This window comes from Streptosporangium sp. NBC_01469 (assembly GCF_036227305.1).
Lineage (GTDB): Bacteria > Actinomycetota > Actinomycetes > Streptosporangiales > Streptosporangiaceae > Streptosporangium.
On record NZ_CP109465.1, the window covers coordinates 1,565,124 to 1,590,016 of the forward strand.

Annotated in this window: 33 protein-coding genes, 2 tRNA genes and 1 other RNA gene; 7 read left to right on the forward strand and 29 right to left on the reverse strand. The window is 67.1% G+C overall.

Going from position 1 to position 24,893, the window contains the following annotated elements; translation table 11 throughout:
- Nucleotides 1-25: 25 nt before the first annotated feature.
- Nucleotides 26-121, reverse strand: an RNA gene (gene ffs, locus OG587_RS06895) — signal recognition particle sRNA small type.
- Nucleotides 122-204: 83 nt separating this feature from the next.
- Between ffs and OG587_RS06900 the strand changes: the two genes are divergently transcribed.
- Nucleotides 205-293: transfer RNA gene (locus OG587_RS06900), tRNA-Ser, on the forward strand.
- 75 nt (nt 294-368) lie between these two features.
- Here the strand turns inward: OG587_RS06900 and OG587_RS06905 are convergent.
- The 18 genes from OG587_RS06905 to OG587_RS06990 all read right to left on the reverse strand — a co-directional run bounded on the left by OG587_RS06905 (nt 369) and on the right by OG587_RS06990 (nt 12,811).
- Nucleotides 369-1,508 (reverse strand): tyrosine-type recombinase/integrase, encoded by a 1,140-nt coding sequence (locus tag OG587_RS06905; protein WP_329087921.1) that lies wholly within the window; start codon nt 1,506-1,508, stop codon nt 369-371.
- A 121-nt stretch (nt 1,509-1,629) separates the two neighbouring features.
- Nucleotides 1,630-1,890 carry a helix-turn-helix domain-containing protein gene (locus tag OG587_RS06910; protein ID WP_329087923.1) on the reverse strand — a complete coding sequence of 87 codons (261 nt, stop codon included), beginning with the start codon at nt 1,888-1,890 and terminating at the stop codon, nt 1,630-1,632.
- 285 nt (nt 1,891-2,175) lie between these two features.
- Nucleotides 2,176-3,762 (reverse strand): hypothetical protein, encoded by a 1,587-nt coding sequence (locus OG587_RS06915; RefSeq protein ID WP_329087925.1) that lies wholly within the window; start codon nt 3,760-3,762, stop codon nt 2,176-2,178.
- The gene (locus tag OG587_RS06920) at nt 3,759-4,658 is read right to left on the reverse strand and encodes a bifunctional DNA primase/polymerase (protein ID WP_329087927.1); all 900 of its coding nucleotides are present in this window, start codon (nt 4,656-4,658) and stop codon (nt 3,759-3,761) included. The genes OG587_RS06915 and OG587_RS06920 overlap by 4 nt, the downstream gene beginning before the upstream one ends.
- Complete coding sequence (locus OG587_RS06925) at nt 4,655-5,716, reverse strand: phosphoadenosine phosphosulfate reductase family protein (RefSeq protein ID WP_329087929.1); 1,062 nt, start codon at nt 5,714-5,716, stop codon at nt 4,655-4,657. Before OG587_RS06925 ends, OG587_RS06920 begins: the two co-directional genes overlap by 4 nt.
- Complete coding sequence (locus OG587_RS06930; protein ID WP_329087931.1) at nt 5,716-5,895, reverse strand: hypothetical protein; 180 nt, start codon at nt 5,893-5,895, stop codon at nt 5,716-5,718. The genes OG587_RS06925 and OG587_RS06930 overlap by 1 nt, the downstream gene beginning before the upstream one ends.
- Nucleotides 5,892-6,110 (reverse strand): hypothetical protein, encoded by a 219-nt coding sequence (locus OG587_RS06935; RefSeq protein WP_329087933.1) that lies wholly within the window; start codon nt 6,108-6,110, stop codon nt 5,892-5,894. Before OG587_RS06935 ends, OG587_RS06930 begins: the two co-directional genes overlap by 4 nt.
- A gap of 139 nt (nt 6,111-6,249) precedes the next feature.
- On the reverse strand, nt 6,250-8,514 hold the full coding sequence (locus tag OG587_RS06940) for a cell division protein FtsK (protein ID WP_329087935.1): 2,265 nt from the start codon (nt 8,512-8,514) through the stop codon (nt 6,250-6,252).
- Nucleotides 8,511-8,930, reverse strand: coding sequence for a hypothetical protein (locus tag OG587_RS06945; protein ID WP_329087937.1), 420 nt, complete (start codon nt 8,928-8,930; stop codon nt 8,511-8,513). The genes OG587_RS06940 and OG587_RS06945 overlap by 4 nt, the downstream gene beginning before the upstream one ends.
- Nucleotides 8,927-9,928 carry a hypothetical protein gene (locus OG587_RS06950; RefSeq protein WP_329087938.1) on the reverse strand — a complete coding sequence of 334 codons (1,002 nt, stop codon included), beginning with the start codon at nt 9,926-9,928 and terminating at the stop codon, nt 8,927-8,929. Before OG587_RS06950 ends, OG587_RS06945 begins: the two co-directional genes overlap by 4 nt.
- Nucleotides 9,925-10,512, reverse strand: a complete 588-nt coding sequence (locus OG587_RS06955) for an NUDIX hydrolase (protein ID WP_329087940.1) — start codon at nt 10,510-10,512, stop codon at nt 9,925-9,927. Before OG587_RS06955 ends, OG587_RS06950 begins: the two co-directional genes overlap by 4 nt.
- A gap of 3 nt (nt 10,513-10,515) precedes the next feature.
- The gene (locus tag OG587_RS06960; protein WP_329087942.1) at nt 10,516-10,659 is read right to left on the reverse strand and encodes a hypothetical protein; all 144 of its coding nucleotides are present in this window, start codon (nt 10,657-10,659) and stop codon (nt 10,516-10,518) included.
- Nucleotides 10,660-10,675: 16 nt separating this feature from the next.
- Nucleotides 10,676-11,116 (reverse strand): DUF3307 domain-containing protein, encoded by a 441-nt coding sequence (locus OG587_RS06965; protein ID WP_329087944.1) that lies wholly within the window; start codon nt 11,114-11,116, stop codon nt 10,676-10,678.
- On the reverse strand, nt 11,116-11,604 hold the full coding sequence (locus OG587_RS06970; protein WP_329087946.1) for a RapZ C-terminal domain-containing protein: 489 nt from the start codon (nt 11,602-11,604) through the stop codon (nt 11,116-11,118). Before OG587_RS06970 ends, OG587_RS06965 begins: the two co-directional genes overlap by 1 nt.
- Nucleotides 11,601-11,834, reverse strand: coding sequence for a hypothetical protein (locus OG587_RS06975; RefSeq protein ID WP_329087947.1), 234 nt, complete (start codon nt 11,832-11,834; stop codon nt 11,601-11,603). The genes OG587_RS06970 and OG587_RS06975 overlap by 4 nt, the downstream gene beginning before the upstream one ends.
- Nucleotides 11,835-11,907: 73 nt before the next feature.
- Nucleotides 11,908-12,078, reverse strand: coding sequence for a hypothetical protein (locus tag OG587_RS06980; RefSeq protein WP_329087949.1), 171 nt, complete (start codon nt 12,076-12,078; stop codon nt 11,908-11,910).
- A 2-nt stretch (nt 12,079-12,080) separates the two neighbouring features.
- Nucleotides 12,081-12,476 carry a WhiB family transcriptional regulator gene (locus tag OG587_RS06985; protein WP_329087951.1) on the reverse strand — a complete coding sequence of 132 codons (396 nt, stop codon included), beginning with the start codon at nt 12,474-12,476 and terminating at the stop codon, nt 12,081-12,083.
- 164 nt (nt 12,477-12,640) lie between these two features.
- Nucleotides 12,641-12,811, reverse strand: coding sequence for a hypothetical protein (locus OG587_RS06990; RefSeq protein ID WP_329087952.1), 171 nt, complete (start codon nt 12,809-12,811; stop codon nt 12,641-12,643).
- A gap of 382 nt (nt 12,812-13,193) precedes the next feature.
- Here OG587_RS06990 and OG587_RS06995 point away from each other — a divergent pair, with 382 nt between their 5' ends.
- Entirely contained in the window at nt 13,194-13,859 is a 666-nt protein-coding gene (locus OG587_RS06995) for a GntR family transcriptional regulator (protein WP_329087954.1), read from the forward strand.
- Between the two features lie 58 nt (nt 13,860-13,917).
- On the opposite strand, the gene OG587_RS07000 is transcribed toward OG587_RS06995, so the two are convergent.
- The 3 genes from OG587_RS07000 to OG587_RS07010 all read right to left on the reverse strand — a co-directional run bounded on the left by OG587_RS07000 (nt 13,918) and on the right by OG587_RS07010 (nt 16,818).
- Nucleotides 13,918-14,751, reverse strand: coding sequence for a hypothetical protein (locus OG587_RS07000; RefSeq protein ID WP_329087956.1), 834 nt, complete (start codon nt 14,749-14,751; stop codon nt 13,918-13,920).
- A gap of 137 nt (nt 14,752-14,888) precedes the next feature.
- Nucleotides 14,889-16,073, reverse strand: coding sequence for a helix-turn-helix domain-containing protein (locus OG587_RS07005; protein WP_329087958.1), 1,185 nt, complete (start codon nt 16,071-16,073; stop codon nt 14,889-14,891).
- The gene (locus OG587_RS07010; protein WP_329087960.1) at nt 16,042-16,818 is read right to left on the reverse strand and encodes a hypothetical protein; all 777 of its coding nucleotides are present in this window, start codon (nt 16,816-16,818) and stop codon (nt 16,042-16,044) included. The genes OG587_RS07005 and OG587_RS07010 overlap by 32 nt, the downstream gene beginning before the upstream one ends.
- 822 nt (nt 16,819-17,640) lie before the next feature.
- Here OG587_RS07010 and OG587_RS07015 point away from each other — a divergent pair.
- Nucleotides 17,641-17,961, forward strand: coding sequence for a hypothetical protein (locus OG587_RS07015; RefSeq protein WP_329087961.1), 321 nt, complete (start codon nt 17,641-17,643; stop codon nt 17,959-17,961).
- A gap of 18 nt (nt 17,962-17,979) precedes the next feature.
- Here the strand turns inward: OG587_RS07015 and OG587_RS07020 are convergent, their stop codons facing one another.
- The 3 genes from OG587_RS07020 to OG587_RS07030 form a co-directional block, all read right to left on the reverse strand.
- Nucleotides 17,980-18,534: a type VII secretion system-associated protein gene (locus OG587_RS07020; protein WP_329087963.1), complete on the reverse strand. Its 555-nt coding sequence runs from the start codon at nt 18,532-18,534 to the stop codon at nt 17,980-17,982.
- Nucleotides 18,535-18,540: 6 nt separating this feature from the next.
- Nucleotides 18,541-19,551, reverse strand: coding sequence for a scabin-related ADP-ribosyltransferase (locus tag OG587_RS07025; RefSeq protein ID WP_329087965.1), 1,011 nt, complete (start codon nt 19,549-19,551; stop codon nt 18,541-18,543).
- A 118-nt stretch (nt 19,552-19,669) separates the two neighbouring features.
- Nucleotides 19,670-20,020: a YbaB/EbfC family nucleoid-associated protein gene (locus OG587_RS07030; protein ID WP_329087968.1), complete on the reverse strand. Its 351-nt coding sequence runs from the start codon at nt 20,018-20,020 to the stop codon at nt 19,670-19,672.
- A 401-nt stretch (nt 20,021-20,421) separates the two neighbouring features.
- Here OG587_RS07030 and ypfJ point away from each other — a divergent pair, with 401 nt between their 5' ends.
- Both ypfJ and OG587_RS07040 read left to right on the forward strand, forming a co-directional pair.
- The gene (ypfJ, locus tag OG587_RS07035; RefSeq protein WP_329087969.1) at nt 20,422-21,285 is read left to right on the forward strand and encodes a KPN_02809 family neutral zinc metallopeptidase; all 864 of its coding nucleotides are present in this window, start codon (nt 20,422-20,424) and stop codon (nt 21,283-21,285) included.
- 71 nt (nt 21,286-21,356) lie between these two features.
- The gene (locus OG587_RS07040; RefSeq protein ID WP_329087971.1) at nt 21,357-21,659 is read left to right on the forward strand and encodes a type II toxin-antitoxin system VapB family antitoxin; all 303 of its coding nucleotides are present in this window, start codon (nt 21,357-21,359) and stop codon (nt 21,657-21,659) included.
- 339 nt (nt 21,660-21,998) lie between these two features.
- Here OG587_RS07040 and OG587_RS07045 read toward each other — a convergent pair.
- From OG587_RS07045 to OG587_RS07060, 4 genes are all read right to left on the reverse strand, one after another.
- Nucleotides 21,999-22,088 (reverse strand) — tRNA-Ser (locus tag OG587_RS07045).
- A 24-nt stretch (nt 22,089-22,112) separates the two neighbouring features.
- Nucleotides 22,113-22,556, reverse strand: a complete 444-nt coding sequence (gene tadA, locus OG587_RS07050; RefSeq protein ID WP_329093768.1) for a tRNA adenosine(34) deaminase TadA — start codon at nt 22,554-22,556, stop codon at nt 22,113-22,115.
- Between the two features lie 46 nt (nt 22,557-22,602).
- On the reverse strand, nt 22,603-23,091 hold the full coding sequence (locus OG587_RS07055) for a tRNA adenosine deaminase-associated protein (RefSeq protein ID WP_329087973.1): 489 nt from the start codon (nt 23,089-23,091) through the stop codon (nt 22,603-22,605).
- A 16-nt stretch (nt 23,092-23,107) separates the two neighbouring features.
- On the reverse strand, nt 23,108-23,617 hold the full coding sequence (locus tag OG587_RS07060) for a tRNA adenosine deaminase-associated protein (protein ID WP_329087975.1): 510 nt from the start codon (nt 23,615-23,617) through the stop codon (nt 23,108-23,110).
- Between the two features lie 178 nt (nt 23,618-23,795).
- Between OG587_RS07060 and upp the strand changes: the two genes are divergently transcribed.
- The gene (gene upp / locus OG587_RS07065; protein ID WP_329093770.1) at nt 23,796-24,434 is read left to right on the forward strand and encodes a uracil phosphoribosyltransferase; all 639 of its coding nucleotides are present in this window, start codon (nt 23,796-23,798) and stop codon (nt 24,432-24,434) included.
- Nucleotides 24,435-24,638: 204 nt separating this feature from the next.
- A complete protein-coding gene (locus OG587_RS07070; protein ID WP_329087977.1) occupies nt 24,639-24,869 on the forward strand; it encodes a hypothetical protein in 231 nt (76 codons plus the stop codon).
- The last annotated feature ends 24 nt before the right edge of the window (nt 24,870-24,893 follow it).

Sequence of the window (24,893 nt, forward strand, 5' to 3'; positions counted from 1 at the left end):
GATCCCACCTGCGAGGGGTCTGAAACGAAGAGACCCCTCGCACACCCGCCAGAGCCCGCTTATCCTTGCTGCCTTCCGGCCCTGGGGAGGTTCACAGGATGACGCCGCGCGAGGGGTCGATGTTCAGTCTAGCCTCAGATCCGAGTGGTCGGTGTCGGAAATCAATGGTCCGTACCGCTCCGAAAGTTCGGTAAGCTTCTCCACGGAGGATTCGCCTAGTTGGCCTAGGGCGCACGCTTGGAAAGCGTGTTGGGGGCAACCCCTCAGGAGTTCGAATCTCCTATCCTCCGCCAGCACCACCAGCCGTAACACGAAAGCCCGCTCCATCTCGGAGCGGGCTTTCGTGCGTCAGGGTCTCAGTTTGGGTCTCAGTTGGCCTGTTTGGAAGGGTTTTCTCCCCCATCCGACGCGTCTTCCTCGGCCTGCCAGAGCAGCCCGCCAACCTGCTGCGCGACGGCCTGCCGGATGGGGTCGGTGACGTGTTGGTAGCGCTTGGCCATGTCGGCGCTCGCCCACCCCATGATCGACATGACCGTGGGCATGGGTACTCCCAGGATCAGGAGAACCGTCGCGGCAGTGTGCCGGGCGTCGTGCAGCCGGGCGTCTCGGAGTCCGGCGGCCTTGAGTAGATCTTTCCACTGGTGGTAGTCAGTGTTCGGGTTGAGCGGCTGGCCGGTCGGAGTGGCGAACACCCATCCCCCGTCTTCCCAGAGCTGCCGGGCGTCCGTCCGATCCCTGGCCTGTTCCTCCCGATGCCTGCGAAGCAGCGTGACGAGCTGGCCGGGAAGCCCGATCGTGCGTCGACCTGCCCGCGACTTGGTATCGGCCGTGTCGGGGTTGGTCTGCTTACGCTCCGGGCAGTACCCCGCCTTCCTTCCACAGGTCTCCCCGCACCCATGGGCGTACTTCGGGCGCTGGCGCCCTCGCCGGACGCGGAGGGTCCCCCGGTCGAGGTCCACATCTACCCACCGCATGCCTAAAACCTCGCCCTGCCTGAGTCCGAGGGCGAGCGCGACGGCCCACCGCGCACTGTTACGGGGCAGCGCGCCAGCGGCCTTGAGCAGCCGCTGAATCTCGGCGAGGTCGTACGGCTCCACCTCCTCCTCACTGAGCGTCGGAGCCTTGGCGAGGGTGGCAGGGTTCCGGATGAGATATCCGCGCCGTACGGCCACGTTGAGAGCCGTACGGACCGTTCTGTGGACGTGATGGGCGGTCCCTGCGGACTTCCCTGCTCGCTGCATATTGGCGTAGAGCTTTTCGAGGTGCTCAGGAGTCAGCTTTTCGAGCCGGTGTGCTCCGATGCCGGGGATCAGGTGGGTGTAGACGTCTACCCGGTAGCCCGAATGTGACGTCGCGCGGATGGCCGGCGGAATGGCGATGGTCTCGATCCAGTGGGTGAGCCACTTCGCGACGGTCCACCGGCCGGTCTTACGAACGGCTCCACTGTCGCGTTCTCGCTCCAGCTCGCGAACCGCCTTGATGACCTCGGACTCATTCTTACGCTTCACGTGCCGACGATCCGGGGTGCCATCGTCCTTGACACCCATGGTCACCCGCCCGTGCCATTTACCGTCTTTGCCCAGGTAGATCGATGAGGCGCCGTTCGGCTTACGTCCCATTCAATCCCCCTCAGGCCGCGGTCTTCTGGCGCTGGCCGTTGTCGGCCAGCAGCTTGGTCACATACTCGTGCAGGCACTCGATCGGCACTCGGCGGAGTCGGCCGATGAAGACGGACCGCACGGTGCCGCTCGTTACGAGGTGCCACATCCGGGTTCGGCTGATCCTGAGCTGTTCCGCGGCCTCTTCGACCTTGAGCAACAAGGGCATGTCCCCCGGGTCTGTGCTGGCGGCCAGGGCGGGCCGGACACTGTCCGGCGCTGGGGTGGTCATGGAGAGCGGTCCTTCCAAGGGCGAATGAGCGGGGCCGGAATGTCGGGCAGGTGCGGCTCTTGCAGGGAGGGCTGAAACATCTCCGCATCTCCGCATCTCCGCAAAAATGCCTCTGAGCTGGGGTGATGCATGCGGAGATAGAGATTTCCCGATCGGGCCATCTCCGCAAACGGCCTCCATCTCCGCAAAAAGTGCGGAGATGCGGAGATGTGCGGAGATAGCAGATCCGCATCTCCGCAAGAGTTTTCGCTGGTCAACGACTGGTTGCGGAGATGCGGAGATGTTTCAGCGGTTTTGAGGGGTGAGAGAGCCGTGAGACTCGACCCAAAACGTGTTTCGGTCGCCACGGTCGTTCTTGGCCGAGCGGATTACGTAGTCACCACGCCACCGGCCGATCTGCCCGGTGAGCAGCCGTCCCAGGGCCAGGGCGTTGGGCATGCGGCCGGTGGCGGTGGTGATGAACTGACCGTCCCAGCTGTCGTGTTCGTCGAAGCCGACCCGGGAAGGCTCACCCGAGCGGCGCAGGTCGGCGGCGGTCATGGGCGCCGAGCCGTGCTGGCCGTGCCAGCAGGACAGGAACGCCCGCCAGCGGCTCTCGTCTTCGTCGATGTCGCGGATGTCGGCGGCGTTGGCCAGGAACCCGTCAACGTGGTGATGGGCCAGGAATCCGCCAAGGGATTGCGCCCAGGGGGTGAACTGGCGCATTGACACCGTGGCGGCCCGGGGAGCGCCGTGGCCGGTCCAGTCCAACACCAGGATCAGCAGATGCCACAGCACGGTGAGCTGGTTGGCCGGGACGGTGATCCACTGGTCCAGGTGCGGGATGCCGAACCGGGACTGGTCGCGCTGCTCGGGCCGCGGCATGTTCGGGTCGAGATGAACGCGCACGGTACGGGACGCCATGTCTCCGCCGACTTGGAGATTGTTGCCGGTGGCCATCCAGAGCCGGTCGTTGACGGTGGCGATGTTCCGGGAGGCGCCCAACTGGCGGTCCGACCAGACACCGGCGGTGACGAGCAGGGCGAGGGTGGGTGAGTCGATGACGGTGCCTTCGGCGAGGTTATCCCACACCACCACCCCGACCTGCTCTGCGAACACGGCGGTGATGCTCTTGCGGAGTTCTTCCTCGGCGTAGGCCCAGGGCATGACGCGCTGGCCATACAGCATGCCGGGGCCGCCGGTGAGGATGCTTTTACCGGAGGCGGGCATGGTGGCGTCGATGAGGGCGAATGGGGTGAGGCTGCGGGTGTAGTGCCGCAGGATCGGCGTGGCCAGCAGGGCGAGGTAGTTAGCCCGGTCGGCTTCGCTGGCCCAGGGGAAGTCCCGTAGTAACCGGTTGAGCAGGAAGTCCCGCGCCGCATGCACCTGCTCGGCGCTCGGGGCATCGGGCACCGGCGGCAGCGCGACCTTCGCGGCCAGGTAGAGGCCGGTGGCCGGATCGTAGCCGGGATGTTGGAGCAGGGTGCCGTCTCGGCGTAGCACCGGGGCGCCGATCACGCCGCGCAGCGTCGGCACACCGGGCCAGGTCTTGCCCGCAAGTACCGAGGACAGGATCTCGCGGGGCGGGGTGACCTCCTCCTCATAGGTCTCCACCCCGCCGGCGCCGTCCTTGCGCGAGCGCATCCGGTAGACGTAGGCGTGCTCTGCCAACAACCCGGCGAGCGTGGAGGGGGTGAGCGGGCTGGCGGTGACCGGCAAGGGCGAGTCCTCATCGGCGGCGGGGCTGGTCTGCCCGCCGGAGATGGTCTCCATGTGGACCAGGGCGCCGCCGGAGACGTAGGTGTCGGGCAGCAGCTCATCCACCAGCGCGGCCTTCAGGACGCGGATGGTTTCGGGTCCGGAGCCGACTTGGACGCGGGTCGTGGTGGTCATGCGGGCACGCTCCGAGGCCGGTTGGCGCCCTTGCGGAACCCGGATCGGATGGTACGGCGCGCTGCCGTCTCGGGGTGGCCGGCGCGGACAGCGGCCTCGGTCAACAGGTCTTCGGTGGCGGTGGCGTTCAGGGCGCCGCCGGCCACGAGTTGGCCGAGGGAGACCGCGGCCCCCCACAGGGTGAGGTTCAGGCTTCCCTCAGGGGCGGCGGCGATGGCCTCCAGGCTGGCGCGGGTGGCAGTGTCCAGGTAGGAGCCGCGGCGGCCTGGACTGAGGGTGAGCACGATGGGCTGTTGCGGCGGCAGCGACTCCGGGCGCAGCCGCTCGGCCAGCCAGCCGGGCAGCGGCGCGGGGTCGACGGTGTGGATCGGTTCGTAGGTGCCGGCGCCGTCGGGCAGGTCCACGAAGCTGCCGGGGCCGACGACGTAGCCAATTCCGGCGCGGGTGTCGATCCGCCAGCCGAGTCCGTTGCCCTGATCTCCGGAGGTGTTGGTCAAAGGGATGTCGTCGGGGGCGGTGAAGTACAGGTGCAAACCACCGCGGCGGGTGCGAACCTGGAAGGTCTCCAGCGGCACCGGTTGCCCGGCTTCCTCGCACAGCAGGGCGAAGACGTCGGCGCCGTCGTTGACCCCGGGCCGCCTCCACCGCTCGGGGATCTGCTCGTCGGGTTTGGGCAGGTCGAGATCTACCACCACCAGGCGCGACGGGCCGCAGGAGATGCCGATGTTGAGCGGCTGACGCGCCCAGATCCGGCCGATTACCTCGGGGTCGGTGGTGGCGTGCTGCTTCCACCGAAACCCGGTCAGCGGCACCTTGTCGCCGATGGTGACGGGGAAGATGTGCCAGCCGCGGGCAGCGGCGGCTAGCGCATAGCGCAGCGTTGCGGGCGGGTTCATGCGGCCACCTCCGGAATCGGAACTGGAACGAGGGCTGGCGCGGGGGTGGTGGTGGGGGTGAGGAGACCGCTTTGGGCCCATAGGTCCATCAGGTCCATCTGTTGGTCGGCCAGCGGTGCCGGACACGATGAGCACAGCCGGCCCGGAACACTGCCGGGCTTGGGCTGTTTGCCGCCGGGTGGGGCCTGGCCCCATTTGCACGCCGGCATCCCGGCGGCTTCGACCTTCTTTTCCAGGGAGCGGATGCGGTAGGCGGTGCGCGGGTAGAAGAACTCGATCTCATCGAGCTCGCCAGGTTTGGCATAAGCGCCGCACAAGCATTCCCCGGACATGTGCAGGTGTTCGGCGACCGGGTTGCGGGGGATCAGGTGGAGCTCGCGGTATTGGCGCATCTGCTCGTTGGTCCAGTGCACCAGGGGTGAGCACCAGATGATCCCGCCGTCGGGGTCGATTTCAGCGGCGTTGCGAAAGCGCCGGTCGGACTCTCCCCAGCGCATCCCGGCTAGGTAGAGGACTTTTTGGGAGCGGCCGTGGGTGCCGATGATGGCGGCGCGGTTGCGTTGCAGGGGTTCGTTCTTCAGGCGCCGGTACATCACGCCGTGTCCGCCCGGGCCGGGGAAGCCTTTCCATACTGAGCGGATGCCGGCGTTGGGTCCGGTACGGGCGATGACCTGGCCGAGGATGAGGTCTTCGTAGGAGTCGCGCGGGTGCAGCTCGCGTAGCGGCAGATTCCATGCCGCGGTGAGGTCACGCACGTGCTGGCGGGTGTCGTCGATCCCGATCCCGGTGTTGACGTGCACTACCGCGTCGTGGGGTGAGGAGTCGAGGTAGTCGCGCACCAGGTGCAGCAGGACGGAGGAGTCATTGCCGCCCGACACCAGTGCTTGCCGGGCAACGATGGGGTAGCGCTCCAGGGCTTCGGCGATGATGTCGCGGCTCCGGGCAATGGCTTGCTCCAGGGTCCGCAGGGGCGGCCGGGCGTGGGCTTTGGCGGGTCGGCCGGCGACGGCGTCGGGCATGCCGGGCAGCATCGGCATCAGTACCTGGCGGCGGCCCATCAGATGCTCCTCGTGGAGGGGGCGGATGTGGTGGGGGTGGGGCGGCGCAGGCCGCGGAAGGGGCGCACCACGAGGGAGTTGTCTTCGCGGCGGATCAGGACGTTGCGGGGGCCGGGGCCGCTCCAGCGGATCAGGACGACGACGGGCTTGCCGCGCTCCAGGTAGGTGCGGCCGATCATCGGGTGCCGTCGCGGTGCAGGCGGCGGAAGTGGACGAACAGTTGCCAGCCGAGGCGGGGGCGCATGCCGGTGCCGTTGCAGGCGCGGCAGGTGCGGTTCCTGCCGCCGGGCCGGCACCGGGTGCAGGTGCCCCACGGGGATATCAGGCACCGAAGCAGGTAGCAGAGAGTGACGATGATTAGGCAGAGTCCTAGCAGGACGATGACGGGGCTCATGGTGGCCTCCGGGGCCGTTTTCGGGGTTTTCGCAGGTGGCGCTCTAGGCGCTAGGTCGCTGGTAAGTCAGCGAATGGGGCTCTAGGCGGGCCTCTAGGTCTAGAGGGGGCAGCCTCTAGACCTAGAGGCGAATCCGGGCTCAGGAACCGGCGCCGGACCCCTTCTTTCCGTCACGCTCGGTGATGGCGCTCAGGATGTCGTCGCGGACGATGCCGATCCGGTTGGCGCCCTTACCGCCCCCGGCCGGCGTGCCCCACACCTGACCCGACTTGATGCCGTAAGGCTTCAGGGCACCGGTGAGCTGAGCGGTCTTGGCGCTGCCCTCCTGCTCGGCCCACAGCCCGTAGACCTCCGGCCGCAGTTCGGCCAGCCGGTCCACCACCACCTCATTCCAGATCTTGGCCTCACCCGCAGCCAGCACGGCGGCGATATCGGCCAGCAGGTCGTAGGCGGGGGCAGTGGCTTCGGGCTGCTCGCCAGCGGCGTGACCGGACAACACGCCCACCGCGACGCGCAGGACGTGCGCGCGGTCGGCGATGCGCTGGGTGGCGGGGGTATCGAGGTAAGCGGCCTTGACGACCTTGGGCATCGGGGTCGCGCCGACCAGGTAGCCGGTCCCGGCATCAGCCTCGGGCACGAACACCGTGGCGCGGATGCCGTTCTTGTAGGCCGAGGTGCCCAGGATCATGTCGTTTTCGATCTGCCCGGCGACCCGCAGGCAGAACCGGATGGAGACGTTGGCAGAGATGCCGGTGGGCAGGCTGTCTTTGTCGGGGCGCTGGGTGGCCAAGATCAGCACCACGCCCAGGGCGCGACCGAGTTTGATGATGAACTCGGCGTCTTCGCCGGCCTTGGCGCCGTACTGGGCGTGGGCGAACAGGTTCTGGCACTCGTCGATGATGCACACCAGCGGGTGCAGGCCCAGGGAGCGCTTGTCGGCGATCTGGCGGGTGACGCGCTTGTCCGGGCATAGGTCCGGCGGCAGTGCCTTGAGCGCGGCCGAGCGGCGCATGACCTCTTTGCGTAGCAGCGCCAGGGAGTCGGCGGCATAACCGATGGCGGCGTCTTCGATGCCGGAGACGTAGCGGTGGCAGACCTTCTCGTACGGGTCGAGGTCACCGGTGCCCTTGAGCTCGTGAAACCACGGCTCGGTGGTGGGGTCGAGCACGATGCCGGCGGCCAGCTCGCGCACCGAGGCGGTTTTGCCCTGGCCGGGCAGAGAGCCGATCAGGATGTTGTGCTGGATCAGCGGCACCGTGACCAGGCGGCCTCGGGGGTCGTTGCCGAACGGGATGCCCTTGAACACATCGTGTGAGCCGGCCTTCTCGAACGGGGACTTGACGATGGTCTTGGACAGGTCCTTGTCGCCGACCCACAGAATCAGCCGGCCTTCGTGGATGCTGGAATCGCCCTCGGGCCAGATGCAGCCCAGCGGGCGACGCAGCGCGGAGGCCAGGCGTTCGCGCTTGTCCATGACGTCGGTCACGGTCACCCCGTAGGGCAGGTCCACATCTGCTCGCCACCCGGGGCCGTCGCGGGTGATCGGCGCGACGAACGACACATCGGCCTTGGCGTTCAGACCGGACACCCCCAGCACGGTCAGCGCGCGCACCACGATGTCGCTGGTGAGCTTCTCCACCCGGGTCGGGATGACCGCGCGATCGATGAGGGGGCGGTCGGCGGGCCGGCCGATGATGCCCAGCACCGCCAGGGCGACCGCGAGCGCCGACCACTGCGCGGCGGTGGGCGCGGACGCGACGATGAGGGAGGCGATCAGCAGCGTGACCAGCGCGGTCCCGGTCACCCACACCCGCAGCCGCACGCGGGAGTCCCGTTGGCGCGACAGTTTCAGGTACGCCTCGGGGTCGGCCTTCTGCACGGCGGTCAGCCGGACGGGCTCGCCTTCCAGGTCGAAGGTCCAGCGGACCATGCCGTAGATGAGGCGGGCCAGGCCGCGCGGGGAGCGGGCGGCCAGCCGTCCGGCGTACAGCGGGGTGCGGGACAGCTGGTAGCCGGCCACGTAGGCGCCGTACTGTCCTGCCCAGGTCAGGGTCTCGATCGCCTCGGTGCGCGAGCGCAGCCACAGCGGGACGACCGGGCGGCGGGTGCGGTTCTTCTCCTCCAGCTCGGCCCGCCAGTCACGATCGACTCCGCCGGGCAGGTCCACCCGGATGACCTCGCCCTGCAACACCCGGGGGTCCTGCTCCGGGGCCGCGGGGGTGGGCGGGTAAGGGTGGCGGCGCTCACGGGCGGTGTCGAGGGACACCACCTCGGCCACCTCGGCCACGTTGACCACGTCTGCGCGCGGGTCGTTGTCGACCGGTCCGCCCTGCTCGGGGATGGGGGTGAGGTCGAAGGGCCATTCCGGGCGGTGGCCGTTGGTCTCGGTCGGGATGTCGGTCATGATGAGGTCACCTCGTGCTGATTGATGGTGGCGGGGTTGCGGGGCGCGGCCACTGTTCTTGGCGGAGTGGGGGCCGCGTCCCGTACGGGACGGTTCGGGGACGACGTGCGGTTGGGGGTCTCGGCGTCGGCGGTGATGAGGTCGAGGCCGTGGGCGGTGGGGCGGAAGCGGTCGAGCAGGATGCGCGTGGTGGAGCCGCGCATGTCGCGGGTGTTATGCAGTGGGCTGTCCTGGGGGCGTTTGGCGGCCAGGGTGAGTTGCCGCTGTACCTCGTAGGAGTTGGTCAGCGTGACGCAGACGGCGCGTCCGTTCTCGATGCGCTCCACACGCAGCGTGCGTGAGCCGAACAGGTCGCGGCGGTCGCGCCAGATGCTTCCGGGGGTGACGGGGTGGGTGGGCGGGATCTTCGTGGTCATCGGGTTTCTCCTTCGATCAGTGCGTCGCGTACGGCGCGGGCGGTGTCCATCCCGCACCGGGCAGCGCGGCGGATCGCCGCGGCGCTGGGATAGGGAGGGAGCTCTCCGGCGGCGATCAGGGAGCGCACGTGCGCGGTCACGAAGTGGAAGCCGAGGCCGTCGGAGCGCTCGCCCGGGTCGGGATCGAGGTCGAGATCGGCGGTGGTGTTCTCCCTGTACTCCAGGGGAGTAAGGGGGTTACCGGATCTTGCCTCTGTGCCGTGGTCGAGGCGGGTGAAGGCGGCCAGGATGATCGGCAGCGCGGTGACGATGGCGACCGCGACGACCGGGCCGAGGATGTGCAGGACCAACCGGGAGATGCTGAACTCGGTGGCGACGCCGGGAAGGTAGGGCCAGGCGTTCATGCCGAGGGTCAGCGCGAGGAACAGCCACTCGATCCGGACCAGGGTGGGCGAGTCGATGGGCTGTCCGCGGGTGCCGAGGTAGGCGCGGGCGCCGACGACGACCAGCAGGGCCAGGGACATGAACGGCTCGACCAGCCAGGCGAACACCCATGAGGGTGACCAGGCCGGGGCGCCGTCGGCGGCGAAGGTCTGCACACCGGCCGTCGACCACGCCAGCGCGAGGGTCAGCGACACCATGGCCGCGGCCACCAGCAGGCGGCGCATCCGGGCGGCCTGCCAGGCGCGCATCGCCGGGTCCTGGCCCAGCTCGTGCAGCCGGGCCGCTTCCCGTGCCTGCTTGCGACGCTTGCGCACCTTGGCGGTGTCCACCAGCAGCGGCGCGTCATCGCCCTGCAATAGGGCGAGCTGGTGAGCCTCGGCGACCTCGGCGCGCAACCGCTGCACGCGCTTGGTCTGGCCGTCGGCTTCGACCGGCCGCGACGGCGGGGTGACCGGGAGGTGCGGGGCCTGCTCGCCGAGATGACGCTCCAGCTCGGCCAGGCCACGCGCCACGTCCTCGGGGGACGGTTCGGGGGTCGGGGTGGTGGTGCTCATCGGTCCTCCATCCGGGAACAAGCGGCACCGGACAGCGCGCCATCGGCGGCCAGCTGGTCGATTCGGGCCAGGTCGTCGAGCGGGACGGTGACCAGGCCGGCGGCCATCAGCCAGGCCACCCACACCGGCTCGATCCCCGGCAGCTCGGCGAACGCGGCGTCGGTGAGGTGGCCGTGAGCGTAGGCGGCGGTGCGCTCGGCCAGGGCCTGGAGCTGGACGGTGGTCAGCCAGCGAACGTTGCGAGTCTCGCGCGCCGAGGGCGCCAGGGTGCCGGCGGTCTGGGCACGGTAGAGGTGCCAGCGGTGACCGACGCCGGAGGGGCCGGGCAGGCGGCGGCACCGGTTGTCGCGCCACGGGGTGGCCACCGGCCAGTTCAGCGGCACCGGGGTCAGCGAGAGCACGCTCAAGCCGAGTTCCTCGCTGACCTCGGCGCGGGCGGCGTCGAGGAAGCTGCCGTGCTCATCGACGTGTCCGGCGGCACCGGCCACGCCCGGAGGGAAGGTGTTGCGGTCGAACATCAGGTACCGGCCGGCCTGGTCGGCGATCAGGACGCCGACGCTGCGGTTGTCGCACTGTTTGGTCACGGCTCAGTTCTCCTCATCGGTGTCGCGGGTGTCGTCGTCGGTGGTGGTGTCGAAGGTGAGGGCGGTGATGCCGACCTGCTGGCCGTCGATGATGATCCGGCCGTTCTTGGTGACCTTGACCGGGCCGTGGTGGTTGTGGACGGGCATGGAATGCACCTGCCTTTCAGGCGGCGATGATGAGGGCGGCGATGAACAGGAACCCGATGTGCCAGGACTGGTCGAGGGCGTAGGCACCGGTGCCCAGATGCGGGGCGTCGTCGGTGCCGGGGCGCGGGGCGCCGAGGCGGTAGAAGCCGCCCTTGCCGAGGGCCTCGGCCAGCCGAGCCAGCGTCATGCGCCGGTCAGCCCAGTAGTGCGACAGGGCGTCCACTCCCAGGCCAGCCAGCAGCGCGATCGGGTGCAGGGTCAGGCCGGTCACCAGGGCGAGCGCGGCCAGCGCGGCGGTCTTGGTGGCGGTGAGGGTGACCACGTGGCGCAGGCAGGCCAGCCGTCCGGCGGCGGTAGGCGCTCCCTTGGCGCACGCCTGGTGATGGGTCTGCACCCAGTGATCCCCCACCGAGTGGGCAGCGAACAGGGCGACGAAGACGGCGGCGAACACGGCCATCACGCACCCGCCCCGGTGGCCGAGGGCAGGACGGGCTTGCCGATGTCGCGGTGATGCACGGTGGCGGTGATTCCCTCGCGGCGGATCAGCCGGGCGATCTCCTCGGCCAGGACGACGGACCGGTGGCGGCCACCCGCGCACCCTGTGGCGATGGTGACGCGCCAGCCGGTGGCGAGCATCAGGTCCAGGGCGCTCACCACGGTGTGGCGGATCAGCTCACGGGCGCCCGGGGTCGTTAGCACGTGCCGCCGGACCTTCGGGGACCTGCCGGTGCGGCGGCGCATGCCGGGGCTGGTGTGCGGGTCTCGGAGGTTCCGCCGCACGTCGAGGGTGATGTCCGCCTCAGGCGCCGCGGCGTGGCGGTAGCCGAACGAGGTGATCACGACCTGAGGCGGCGAGGCCGACGACCCTTCCGGGTTGGCCCAGTGGTCGACGACGCTGCCGGTGGCGCGGGTGACCAGCAGTGCGGCGGGGACGGGGGCGGTCATGCGGTCACCTGCCCGGCGCCGTTGCACGGGCTGCACATCTGGCGGGTGAGCTGGCCTGTCTGCTTGCTGAGGTACTCGCTGCCGACGCGGCCCGCTCCGTTGCAGATGCGGCAGGTCACCCGGCGCTCGGGCTCGGCCTTGGGCTCGGGCGCGTTCTTGCGGCCGGCGTTGCGGATCGTCGCCTTGAGCGCGGCCTTGTCGGTACCGGCGGTGTTGGTGCGGTTGAACATGTCAGTTGGCCTTTCCGGAGGTCTGGATCACGGGCTTGTTGGTGTCGGCCACGGCGTTCTTCTCCTTGAGGAGTCAGGCGGACAGGGAGCGGGTGAGAGTGCGGCACAGTCGGCAGGCGGCTCGGCAGCGGGCGCCGTGGACGGGGCAGCGCTGCACCTGACGGCCGGTGGTGGTGCCGCAGCGGCGGCACCCGATGGCGCTGGCCGAGCGGGAGCGGCAGTCCAGGCAGAAGAAGCGGGCCATCTTCAGGCCACCTCCTGTCCGCTGCCGGCCGGGGAGCGGCGGTACAGGGACAGGGCGCGGATCTCGTCGGCGGTCAGTCCCGCCCACACGCCCTCGGCGGGGCGGGTGAACAAGGCGTAGGCCAGGCACTCGGCGCGGGCCGGGCAGGCGGCGCAGATCTGCTTGGCCGCGGCCTCCCGCTCCTCGCGCACCGCGTCCGGCTCGGGCTCGAAGGCGTCGGGGGCGGTGAACAGGTCGGCGGTGGTGTCGTCGCAGGCCGGTCCGGCGGCGAACATCGCCACCCGCAACGCCTTCCGGTGCGCCTTGTGGGCGAGGTAGACGCGGCGCAGCGTGGGCAGGGAGGTCATCGCCGGCACCTCCGGCACGTCGTCGAGGTACGCGGGTTGATACCGCCGCACCGGCATACCCAGGTGCTCGCGGTGCCCGGCGGCAACCAGGGAGAACCGCTGGCGGTCCTCTTCCTGATGGACTGGTGGGTCATGATGGTGGTGCTCCTTTTCGGGGAGTTCGGGAGCGGCCCATGTCCTGGCAGATGGGGGCCGCTCCCTCTCGTTTGAGCAGGTCAGCCGAGGGCGCCGGCGAAGGTCACCAGCGAGTCGGTCACCGTCATCAGGCCGGTGAAGGCACTCGTCGCGAACTGCGCAGCGTGGGTGGGCTCGCGGACGATGAAGAACAGCGCCAGAGCCATGAGCAGGAACGGGACGAAACGACTGGTCTTGGGGGCGGGGAGCATCGTCGTTCTCCTTGCTGGTTGGTTATTGAGGGGACGGCTCGTGTCTCAACGGGCCGGGCTGTTCCCGACCTGAGTGGATTCGGTGAACGAAAGATCAGGGCGCAGGGTCGTGACCTGCGCGGGCCGCCTTTTCGCGGGAGGCGGTAACCCATGAAGTTGTCAGGCGTCGAGTGCGTTCGGCCCGTCGGTCGAAGCGGCTTCGTCGGCGTCAGCGCGCGATCCCGTCGGACCGCCTTCCGAGTGCCTCCGGTGACTCGCCCTGTGCGGAGGAGTCACAAGCAGGAGCGTATACGTAGTTACGTATACGCACAAGACCTCGGTATACGATGATGCGTATACGTTGAAGGCATCACCGGAGAGCAGTCGAAGGGATGATCACCAAGTGCCAGAACCGGCCTACGTCCGCATCGCAGGCGAGTACGCCCGACGTATTCGCGCGGGGGAACTTCCTCCCGGCATGCAACTACCGAGCCACACCGAGATCGCCCAGAGAGAAGGCGTGTCGGACATCGTGGTTCGGAAGGCCCTCGAACTGCTCCTGAGCCAGGGGCTCGTTCGATCCGTACGACGGCGAGGCATCTTCGTCGCCGATCGGCCCAACCTCGTTCGCGTTTCTCCCGAACGCCAGATGGAAACCGCCGAGCGCACGTTCCAGAACGAATCCGATCGAGACATCCAGGTAGAACGGGAGACTGAGCAGATTCCAGCCACCAGCGAGCTTGCGGAGGCCCTCGGCCTCTCGGTGGGCGAGCTGATCGCCCATGTCATCACTCGGGCCACCGAGGACGGCCGGCCGATCTCGGTCTCGGACACCTACCATCCGGTGGATGTTGCCGATGTATCGGGCGCGGACTTCCTGGAAGAGACCATCTCTGACCAGCTACCGACAGCGCCTCACGCCGAGTGGCTGCGCACACCCCCTGGCGATCTCGTCAAGACGGTCCACCAGCGGTTTCTGTCCGCAAATGACCGAATCATCATGATTTCCGATGTGTCGTATCCACGAGATCGCTACGACGCGTTCGTGTTCCGCATGGCCCTCAAGTAGCAAAGGAGGACATAGCGAAGGGGGTGCCGACCTAGTCGGCACCCCCTTCGCTATGTCCTCAGCTTCGAACCCAGCCCTGCGCGACGTCTGTCTCCGTCCACCACGAAACGAAGTGTGGATCTACAGAGTCCAACTTCCAGCGGGCCGACAGGGCATCAAAGAAGGCATTATTGCCGGTCTTTCCGCCCTTCGGCTCTCCGATGTAGACGAGTCGCTCGCCCCCCGCTTTCTCGAACGAAGCCAGCGCCTCGGACGACATCTTGTCCCCCCAGCCGGGCGGCCAGCAAAGGAACAACGCATGATCCGCTGCTCGGGCGCTAGAAGCGAACTCATCCAGATCGCCGACTGGGTGCCACACGTCCGTCTGGCCGGCGGCTCCAAGGAATGAGGGGTTCTTGGCCTTGTTTGGCGGCTCCAGGTCGTACGCCTCAACGACCAGTCCCGAGCGGGACAACTGGGCCGCCCAATATCCCCGTCCTGCCCCTAGCTCCACGATTGGGAGATCGGCACAGAAACTGGACACCCATTCGATGGTCTGAGGGGAGGGCACCGCGTATGCATAGGTCGCTTGTAAAATCATCTGCGCAAAGGCGAGTCGCGTGCTTCCTTCCGCTCGACCGCCGTTCACCACGCGGCGGCCCTCGTGCTCGAACACGAACGGCTCAACGATGTCCCAGTAGGGATTCGGGCTCACAGTGCTTCCGCCGGTCATGTAGTGCACGAACCGCAGGTCGAACGCCGCGTCAGCGTCAACATCACCGGTCCCCGACAGCCCTGCTGCCAGATCCAGGTACTCAGCCACCTTGGGATACTCGGCCTGAAGTCGCGGCTCATCGTTCAGCAGCGCAGTGAGTTCGTTCCATCGCGCTGATGTCATTGCCAGTTTAGCCATGCAGACAAGTTTCTCGCACTGGACCCGCCTGCGCCATGCTTCCTGACACATTCGAAGCCAGCCTTCCACTACCTTGACTGAGCCCGGCCCCATTCACCACGAGAGCCCCGGAGAATGGCCTCCAGGGCTCTCAATTGTCAAACAATCCTAAGAACTGGCCGCGTATCGTCTATTCCCAATAGTTGTCGGACACGATTGGGCTTCCAAGCCAATTCGGAGGCTAGGCGGGTAATGGTAAGGCCGACATGTTTTTCTGCTAGTTCAAATGCCTTGTGTAACATGGTGGGCTGTTCGCCAGGGTAACTACTTGCTGGATCCGGCAAAAATCCAGGAAGATGCTCTAGGCTGCTCAAGCGTTGATAAGCGCGACTGATGGTTGCGTCAGAGACTAGGCCGAAATCTCTGTAACGGTAGATTAGTGAATTTACCGAAACACCCCAAGTTTTCTGCAGGGCAACCAACTGAGCGAAATCGATTCGCGGAGATAGCAAGGGCTGAAGACTTGTCCGGGGAGTCAGAAACTCGGCAGCGAACATGTTCGCTTCCCGTTCCTGTTGAATCTCTCCTGTAGCCACAGCATGGAGCACTAGATGGCCTAGTTCATGAGCTGCACTGAACCTATGACGATATACATTGTCACTTCGATTCGGTGTCAGTATAGCTATGGGCCTCGGCAGGCCACCACTGGAGAATGCGTCTGTTTTAGCAGCAGATTCATCGGGACCCGGCGTTACCACAACTATTCCGCGCGACTCCATTTGCCGGACTAAATGCCTGACCGGCCCTTCTCCAAGGTCCCAGTACTTACGTAGTTGTATAGCAGCCTCTACCGGATCCCGCGATAGTTCTATTCCTGGGTGCACCTCTCCACCGGAAAATCCGGGAAGATCCACCGAAGGAAGCTGGACTCTTTTCTCAAGCGCGTAAGTTAACTCCCATACTTGCTCAGTGAAACCTAGCGCCTTGTTTCGTTGCACTCCGGAGGTAGAACGAAGAGTACGAAAATGTGCCATCGAAGAGTCTAGCTTCCCGTGTGGCCTTCCAGCCAGAAAAAACGTAATTGGCACATCAAGCACTTCCGCCAGTCGAGGGATGAGGTCAGGACGCGGGCGGGTGCTTCCAGTTTCGTACTGACCTACCGCAGCAGGTGAAACACCGATTCCCGCCGCAATATCCTTTTTCGTCATCCCCGCGAGATGGCGCGCCTGGGTCAATCGTGAAGGATCAAACCCTTCCCAGACCGCTTTAGGCGTAATACGGCCCTGGTCGAGTCCGGGAAGGGAGAGCTGATTATCCTTCATCGTTTTCGGCAGTATCTGCATCTGCAGATTCTCGTTCGGTAGTCGGCGGAACATTCAGTTTACGGTCGGCTTCTGGCCTAATCTTCATTTCAGTCTCGGGCAAGTCCCCAGTGTCGAAGCCAGCGGCCTGCTTGGGCACCCTGGTTGACTTCGGCTTGCCAGCCGAAAGGAGCGAATCAGGACCGCCGACCCATTTGAGTTCGCCACTACTGTTAAGCATGGTTCCTTGTCCCCACCAAACCCGTCGAGCACCTGAAAGGTTCATCACGTAGGGAATGAGGACGAGCTGAGGACTAGGCGTTAGGTTCGCTAACGCTTTTCGCACTTCGATTTTATCGTCATCCTCCATCCCTTCGAGGGGCGGAGCTTCCCAGGAGGGGGCGGGCGAGAAGGTGAAAAGCTCTCTAACAATTTTTGTTACCTTCTTGGGCCACTTGTCGCCGGGCTCGGCCCTGTCCTTGGTGTCATCCCGATAAGGGAAAAGAAGTACATCGTGGACAACAACGAGTTCGTACCAGACACCCAAACGTTCCACAATGTACGTATTCGGGATTTTCAGGTCCGTGATGTTTTTCACCAGCTGATCGAACTGATTGGTCATTCGAGCACCAGCGGCGGCGAACTGGCGCTTGGATTCCGCTTGTGCGTGAGTGTTAAGCATCGCGTTCTCGGTAGCGAGCAGGCTCATGACGACGGCTTCGGCGATGCGGGAGGCATCTTCCTCGCCGAACAAGCTGACAGCCCACGGGGGCGTGATCTTCTCCATCTGGGCCTGCTCTCTCTGGGTAAGCTTCCGGACGATCCCGGATCCTATCACCCCAGCTTCAGTTGATCTATCAAAACTTGCATGACAGCTATCGGATGACGTGTTGTGGCATCACTGAGGTCTCCCGGTCATCCGTAGGTGACGCCTCACGGCGTTCCCGAGCAGCCCAGATAGCTCACTGTGGTCCACCAGGTAGCGGAACTTCCGAAGAGACAACCTCCTGGAAGTTCCTCAAGAAGCCTGAGAGCGGCTGGAGGAGCAGGGTGCCCTAGAGACCCCCATCCCCTGCTCCTCCAGCCGCTCTCAGGACCTGTGGCGGGTCGCCGGGCTGTGTGAGTTCGCGGTCTCAGTTTGGGTCTCAGTTCACGCCCGTACAGGCACGTTCAACAGACCCCATCCGGAACACAGTTGCCTGCTCAGAGTCTCCACAGAATTTGCCTGTACGGAGATCCACAGTCTTGGAAAGCGTGTTGGGGGCAACCCCTCAGGAGTTCGAATCTCCTATCCTCCGCCAGTTCGCAAGGGGTGTGCCGTGACCACGGCACACCCCTTTTGGCCTTTTCGGAGGGCTTACGAAGCCTCCGAACAGGAGGCCAAGGAGCGGGACGGCCCAAGGGCTGCCGTAGCATGCGTGCGGGCTGACGGCAGAGATCGTGGAGGAACGGTGCCGCAGGAAGGGCCGCGAGCTCCCTCCCCGCCCGACGCCTGGAGGGTTCCCTTCCTCAACTCCATCAACGCCGAAGAAGGGCGCTGGGCGTGTCGCGGCCCGGTGATCTCGCTATGGTTTGACCGACGCGTCTCAAGAGTTCGGGAGATGTTGCTATGCGGGAGATCGACATCTCGTTCAGAGATTTTGACACGGCAGTGTCGGAGTTGCGCCGGTTGTCCGACACCATGCATGGCCACACGACCGCCCTGCAGGCCGACCTGTCAGCCACGGAGGATTCCTGGGGGAGTGGCGAGTTCGGAAGCGAGGCGGGAGCGATGTACCGCGGCCTCGTCGAACGGCTGCTCGCGAAGGGGCACGGCATCGCCGACGGGTACGGCGCGGTGTCGGAACAGGTTCGGGGCATGTCCGGCGACTACAGGGGTGCCGAGCACGCGTCGGAGCAAGCGGTTGAGGCCATCGAACGCCTGCTGTGACCGATCGCGGGCACGTGGTCAGGGACGGAGCCGGTCGAAGTCGGCTCGGGGAAGGTGTATGCCGAGCGTCGCGGGGTTGATCGCGATGCCGATGCCTGCGGGGAGCAGGGCGACCAGTTCGCCGCCGCGGATGTGGCGCCACTCTCGTACGCCTTCTGGGAGCATCGCCGGAAGGTGGGGCCGGGCCGTGTAGGCGTGCGCGGTCTGATCGCCGTGGTCGCCGAACAACGGGATGCGGTCGTCCTCTCTGATGCCGGTCAGCACGTCGGCGTCCATGAAGAGTGGGGCGATCTCGGCGTCGTTGAGGTAGTCGGCGGAGCCGAGCTGAATCGCGGCGTCCAGTTCGTCGGTCGGCTCGGGATAGCCGAGAGCGAGCGGAGAAGGGCGATAGCGGGGATTGGGTTGGAATTCTCCTATTTGGCCGTGCTCGTCCACCTGCCAGGCGCCGGCCACGCCGAACGGGGGCACCTCGCCGTCGGGGTCGAAGAACTCGTCGATGACATAGAGCCACCGGCCAGGGTTGGCGCGGGCCGCCTCACGCAGTTCGTCGTCGACGGACGGCGATTCCGCCATCGGTGATCAGCTCCCAGGGTTGTAGTGGGGATTCGGGACGAACCCGCCGTAGCTGCCGTCGCGCCTCCGAACCTTCTGAGCGCCGACGATGTACTCCCGACGGATGCCACCGGGAAAGTCCACTTCCCGCTCTCGCCGAAACTTGGCCCTCACCCCGTTCTGATACATCGTCCGGTTCATGTCGATGCCCCCAGGGGCGTCAACGAGGTAGCGGTACTCGTACCGGCTCATATAGGCCCACGGAACGCCCCTCGTTGTCGACACGAAACCAGAATTAGTGTATGTGGTCTGATGCTCTTTCAAATCTAATCTGTCGCCCCGTTGATGGAATCCGCTCTCGAAGATCTCGTCGGGAGAGCGATCGTCGCCACGCCACAGAGGTCGGCGGTCGGTGCGCCATGCGACGTCCTGGGGCTCGAGCCTGCGAAGATCGACAGGGCGTACGGCGGCGCGCAGGGGGTCGCTTCGGAAGGACACCGGCCACCGCGCCGGCCTTCGGACCATAGGAGTGTTGAGTAATTCGCCCGCCTTGGCCAAAGGACGCAGCACCATGCGCCCGAACAGGTCCCCGATAGTGCCGCGTAGCTTGGTCGCCGCGATACTCTCGGCCGCGAACACCGCCGGCCCGGAGCCCGGCAGGAATGCCGTCGCCAGGAGCCGCATCATCAGCCGAATGAGCGCGGAGATGATGCCCAGCTTGTAGAGGAACACGATGAGGGAGGCGGCTATCATCGCGTACGCCATGAGCCGGATCGCCGCGAGGGCGTCATTCCCCTCGGCTGCCAGACCGGTCTCGTCTCGCCAGTCGTCGTGGAAGGCCCGCACGCCCTCGCTGTCGTTGCGGCTGTGCACCCAGCTGATCAGGTCGTCGGCCTCGTCGGAGGTGCGCCTGGAGTCGTCGCCGAACCCGCCCAGCCGTACACCCTCGGCGGCCAGGCCCATCTCGTCGATGTCGGGCCAGGTGTGACCGCTTAGCGGCAGTAACGGTTGGAGTGCTTGCGGTAGTTCCAGCCCCATCAGCCGTCCGCTTCCCCGGACGCCGAACAGCCGCTCGACCTGTCGCCGCCGCGAGCCCGCGCGGCGGCGGGGAGCCGGGAGCCGAAGGCGATCGGGATCTCGTCGGACCTCTCGCTCACTACCGCTTCAACCGATCCAGGCGCCGGGTCAGCTCGTTGGCCGCGGACAGCAGCTCGTCCAGTTCCGCCTGGCTGTCGGCCTTGACCTTGTCGATCAGGTCGTGCAGCTCCAGCGGGTCCTGCTTCAGCACCTTCGGGACAGCCTCCGTGGCGCGCTGCTGCGCCGCCGCGCGGGCCCGCCCGAACGCCTCCCTGATCGCCTCGGCCAGCTCGGCCGCGGACAGTCGCAGGGCTCGCGGGTCAAGCTTCAGCCCGGTGAGGTCGGAGGTACCGTCCACCTCCACGCTTACCAGCCCGTTCGCGGCAGTGGCGGTCTCCCGCATCGCCGCGACCTCGTCCAGGAAGTCCATGATCTTCGATGCTAGGAACGCGGGCCGGAGTTCGCAACACAAGATCATCGGCGTTCACGCGCATTTCACCCGCAGTGCATGCACGTCCCCGCCCTGAAACGACCGGGACACCGGTCACAGGGCCTGCTCGCCGGGGATCAGAGGTGGCGGCCCGCGACGTCGCCGATGCGGCCGTCGCGGACGTTCCCGGGCCCGCAGGGCGGCCTGGAAGCGGGTGGCAGCTCGCCGGCTGGTCGCGGCGTACCGCCACGGTGGTGACGAGCTCGCCCACTGTAGGCCGCGGCGGCAGCTGACCGATCAGGCGTCCCGGGTGCCGGTCACCTCCCCCGGCACCCGTCGGCATGTCAGTGCCCTCCCGGGGCAGGGGAAGCGCCCCAAGCGGATCGAAGGGACGTCGGGCGATGGATTTCAAGGATGACGCCCAGCTGGACAGCTCGCAGGTCGAGAGTCGCGGCGGAGGGAGGATTCCCGGTGGCGGTCTCGCGATCGGCGGCGGCGCGGCGGGAATCGTCGCGCTCATCGTGGCCCTGATATTCGGGATCAACCCCGGGGACATCACCGGCGGCTCCGCCCAACCGGCCCCGGTGGGCCCGAGCTCCGACCTCACCGCCCAGTGCAAAACCGGACAGGACGCCGACCAGAACGAGGAGTGCCGGGTGGTCGGCGTCGTCAACAGCATCCAGGACTACTGGCCGAAGGCCGTCCAGGGGTACGAGCCGGCCAAGACCGTCATGTTCTCCGGCCAGGTCGACACCGCCTGCGGCGCCGCCGACGCCTCCGTCGGCCCGTTCTACTGCCCGGCCGACCGCCAGGTCTACCTGGATCTCAGCTTCTTCAAGGAGCTGGAGAGCAAGTTCGGCGCCAAGGGCGGCCCCTTCGCCCAGGCGTACGTCATCGGCCACGAGTACGGTCACCACGTCCAGAACCTCCTCGGTACCAACGCCAAGGCCCAGGAGGGCCCGGAGCAGGGTCCGGAGAGCGGCTCGGTCCGGCTGGAGTTGCAGGCCGACTGCTACTCGGGCGCCTGGGCCAAGAACGCGTACGAGACCGGCCTGTTCGAGAAGCCGTTCACGAAGACGGACATCGAGGAGGCGCTCAGCGCGGCCTCGGCCGTGGGCGACGACAGCATCCAGGAGCGGACCCAGGGCCGGGTGAATCCCGAGGGCTTCACCCACGGGACGTCGGCGCAGCGTGTCAAGTGGTTCACCACCGGTTACGAGAGCGGCGACCCCGGCAGGTGCGACACCTTCGCCGGAAACATCTGAGAACGGCCCGTGACCTGCGACGAGGGGAACCTGCCCGGCGAAGGGCGGGATTCTCTCCTAAACTACATACTGTGATCTTCAAGTTGGTCGGCGACGAACGGCCCTATCCCGAACACGGTCTCTCGCATCGCGAGTGGGCGCAGATACCGCCGCGGCAGGTCCGGCTCGACACTCTGATCACCACGAAAGCGGTGCTCGACCTTCACTCCCTGCTCGCCAAGGACTCCACGTTCTACGGCGACCTGTTCCCGCACGTGGTCCAGTGGCGCGGTGACCTCTATCTGGAGGACGGCCTGCACCGGGCGCTGCGGTCGGCCCTGCACCAGCGCTCGGTCCTGCACGCGCGGGTCCTGGACCTGCCCGCCGAGAGCTGATCCTCACCACGTGGCGCCCGAGAGGCTCTCCGCGACCGCGACACGTGATCACCAGTGGTCCAAGACCGGGGGCGCGAGGCTGACGGGCATCGCCCTCGCGTTGATCGGCCCGGCCGGCGGCAGCCTGTCTCGACGCACCCGACGCGGAGAACGGGACGCGTGGCCGCGTCCGGAGCCGAGGTGGCGGCACACTCGCCGGGCGTCCACGGCGGACGCGGCGATCCGGAATTACCGGTCGTACGCCGTCGGCGGCGCGGGCCGTGTTCACGGCCGCTTCGGTGTGATTGTGGATACGCGAAGAGCCCCTGAGCTGCTCACGCAGCCCAGAGGCTCTTTCTGTGGCGGTGGAGGTGGGATTTGAACCCACGGATAGGTTGCCCCATCACACGCTTTCGAGGCGTGCGCCCTCGGCCACTAGGCGACTCCACCGCGGAGCAGCTTACCGGATAACCGCTATTGCTCGCGCATCCGTCGAGCAGTGAAGAACTCGGTGAGAACCGCCGCGCATTCGCCGGCCAGGACCCCCCCGAGGACCTCGGGCCGGTGGTTGAGGCGGCGGTCCCTGAGCACGTCCCAGAGTGACCCCGCGGCACCGCCCTTGGGGTCCGTGGCGCCGTAGACGACGCGATCGACCCGGGCGAGCACGGCGGCCCCCGCGCACATGGTGCAGGGCTCCAGGGTGACCACCAGCGTGCAGCCGCTCAGCCGCCACTCGCCGCGCGCCCTCGCGGCCTGCCGCAGGGCGAGCGTCTCGGCGTGCGCGGTGGGGTCGGCCGAGGCCTCCCTGTCGTTTCCCGCGCGCGCCAGCACCGAGCCGTCGGGGCCGAGGACGACCGCGCCGACGGGCACGTCACCGCGGGCGCCGGCCTCGGCGGCCTCCGCCAGGGCGAGCCGCATCTCCCGGACGTAGCCCACCGGCACCTGGCCGGTCACGGCGCGTCCGTCACCGCAGCCGGTCGAGCTCGTCGGAGAACGCCAGCCGCTCGGCGATCACCGAGAGCGTGTCCGCGGGGAGCGCGCCCTCCTCCATGCTGAGCTCGACGAGCTCATCCGAGCTCAGCCCGAGGTCCTCCAGCAGCTCGAAGTCACCCGCCGGCCGCACGCCCAGGTCGGGGGTGTCCTTGTCCACCGCCACCCCGGCGAGCTCGGTGAAGAGCTCGCCCAGGTCGTCGGAGAGACCCGCGTGGGCGTCGGACAGGAACGTGCGAGGCTCCAGGTCGCCCTGGTATCGGACGATCGCGAACCACTCGTCCTCCACCTCCACGCACAGCAGGGCGAGCTCGTCGCCGGTGAGCCCTAAATGCTCCTGGACGGCGTCGCCGAGGTCGTCGGCGATCTCCGCCTCGCTGAGGTCGACCTCCGCACCGTTCCAACCATCCGTCGTACGGACGAAGGCGGCGGAGAACACACTGTTGGATGGTCTGGAGGGCATGGCCGATCTCCCGAGGTCAGCCGAACACAGAGTCGATGGCGCGTTCGAACGGCTCGGAGAACCCCAGCCGCGCGGCGATGCTTGACAGGACGTCCTCGGGGAGGAGGTCGATATCCCCTGACAGGATGCCGAGCTCCATCTCGTCGAGGCCCAGGTCCGCGAAGATGGAGAGATCGCCCGCGGGGAGCGCCGTCTCCTCGTCCTGGAGGATCGCGTCGAGTTCGTCCTCGTCGGGAACCGGCACGTCCAGGTATTCCAGCGCCTGCTGCGCGAGCGGGAAATCCCAGGACGCGGCGATGTCGGAGAGGAACACCTCGACCCTCTCGCCGAACACCCGTAGCGCCACGAAGAACTCATCCCCAACGGCGACCAGGCCAATCGTGCCGTTCATGCTCGGCTGCTGGCGCAGGGCGTGGATGAGACCCTCGAGGTCGGAGGTGAGGGACACCGGGAGCATCTCCGCCTCCCAGCGGCCCTCCTCGCGGTAGATCACGATGGCAAAGTCCAGCGAGTCTTCGTCTGACATGGCCATCCCCACCGAATGCTTTCTCTACGGAGGTCAATGCTTTCAGAAGCGAAGCACCGACGTGGGCCTCTCCGACCAAATTGTGATCAAATCCGAGTGAGCGGGCGATGTCGAACGAGTGTGGCCCACCGTCCCCCGGCTCATCGTCGCCCGCCGGCCCAGGATACCTTTGACCACCATGGAAACCCTGGTCGTCGACCATCCCCTGGTGGCCCACAAGCTGACCGCGCTGCGGGATGTGAACACGGACTCCCCCACCTTCCGGCGTCTCGCCGACGAACTGGTGACCCTGCTGGCCTACGAGGCGACCAGGCACGTCCGCGTCACCGAGTGGTCGGTGGAGACCCCGGTGGCCCCCGCCAGGGGCGTGCGGCTGGCGCACCCGTACCCGCTGGTGGTCCCGATCCTGCGCGCGGGACTGGGGATGCTGGAGGGCATGACCCGGCTGCTGCCGACGGCCGAGGTCGGCTTCCTCGGGATGATCCGCAACGAGTCCACGCTGGAGGCGGAGACCTACGCCACCCGCCTGCCCGAGGACCTCTCCGGCCGCCAGGTCTACGTGGTCGACCCGATGCTGGCCACCGGCGGCACCCTCGCCGCCGCGATCAAGTTCCTCTTCGACCGGGGCGCCGACGACGTGACCGCGCTGTGCCTGCTGGCCGCGCCCGAGGGGATCGCCCACCTCGACGACGCCTTCGCCGGCACCGGCAAGCCGATCCGCCTGGTGACCGCGGCCCTGGACGAGCGGCTGAACGAGAACGGCTACATCGTCCCCGGGCTGGGCGACGCGGGAGACCGCCTCTACGGCGTCGCCTGAGGCGCCTCCCGGCTCCCCACGGCGTCCGTCCGAACGCTCCGGGATTCGCCTCCGGGGATTCCAGCACCATCCTTTTCCCTTAAAGGATGGTTCTTCTACTCACCGACCGTTACATAATGTGGTTCCCCGGGTACTAAGCGTGGCGAAGACATCTCTTCTGTGTCCCCGGTCCGCCGAGGCCGCGGGCGCACACCAGGGAGAACCATGAGCGAGCGAATCATCCCGGACACCGAGCCGGACCCGTACGCGGACTTCAGCGCCGCGCTCAGGGACGAGTTCTCGGAGATCCATCCGGCGACCACGGTGACCCGCTGCATAGAGGCGGCTCACTACGGAGCGCTGGAGGTCGTCGGCCACGCCCATCCGGCGCTGGTCGAGCGGATCGCCCGCAAGCACCTTGAGGTCCTCGCGCTGGTCGCGAGCGAGCGCGGGTGACGCGGGCGACCGAGGATGGCGGGT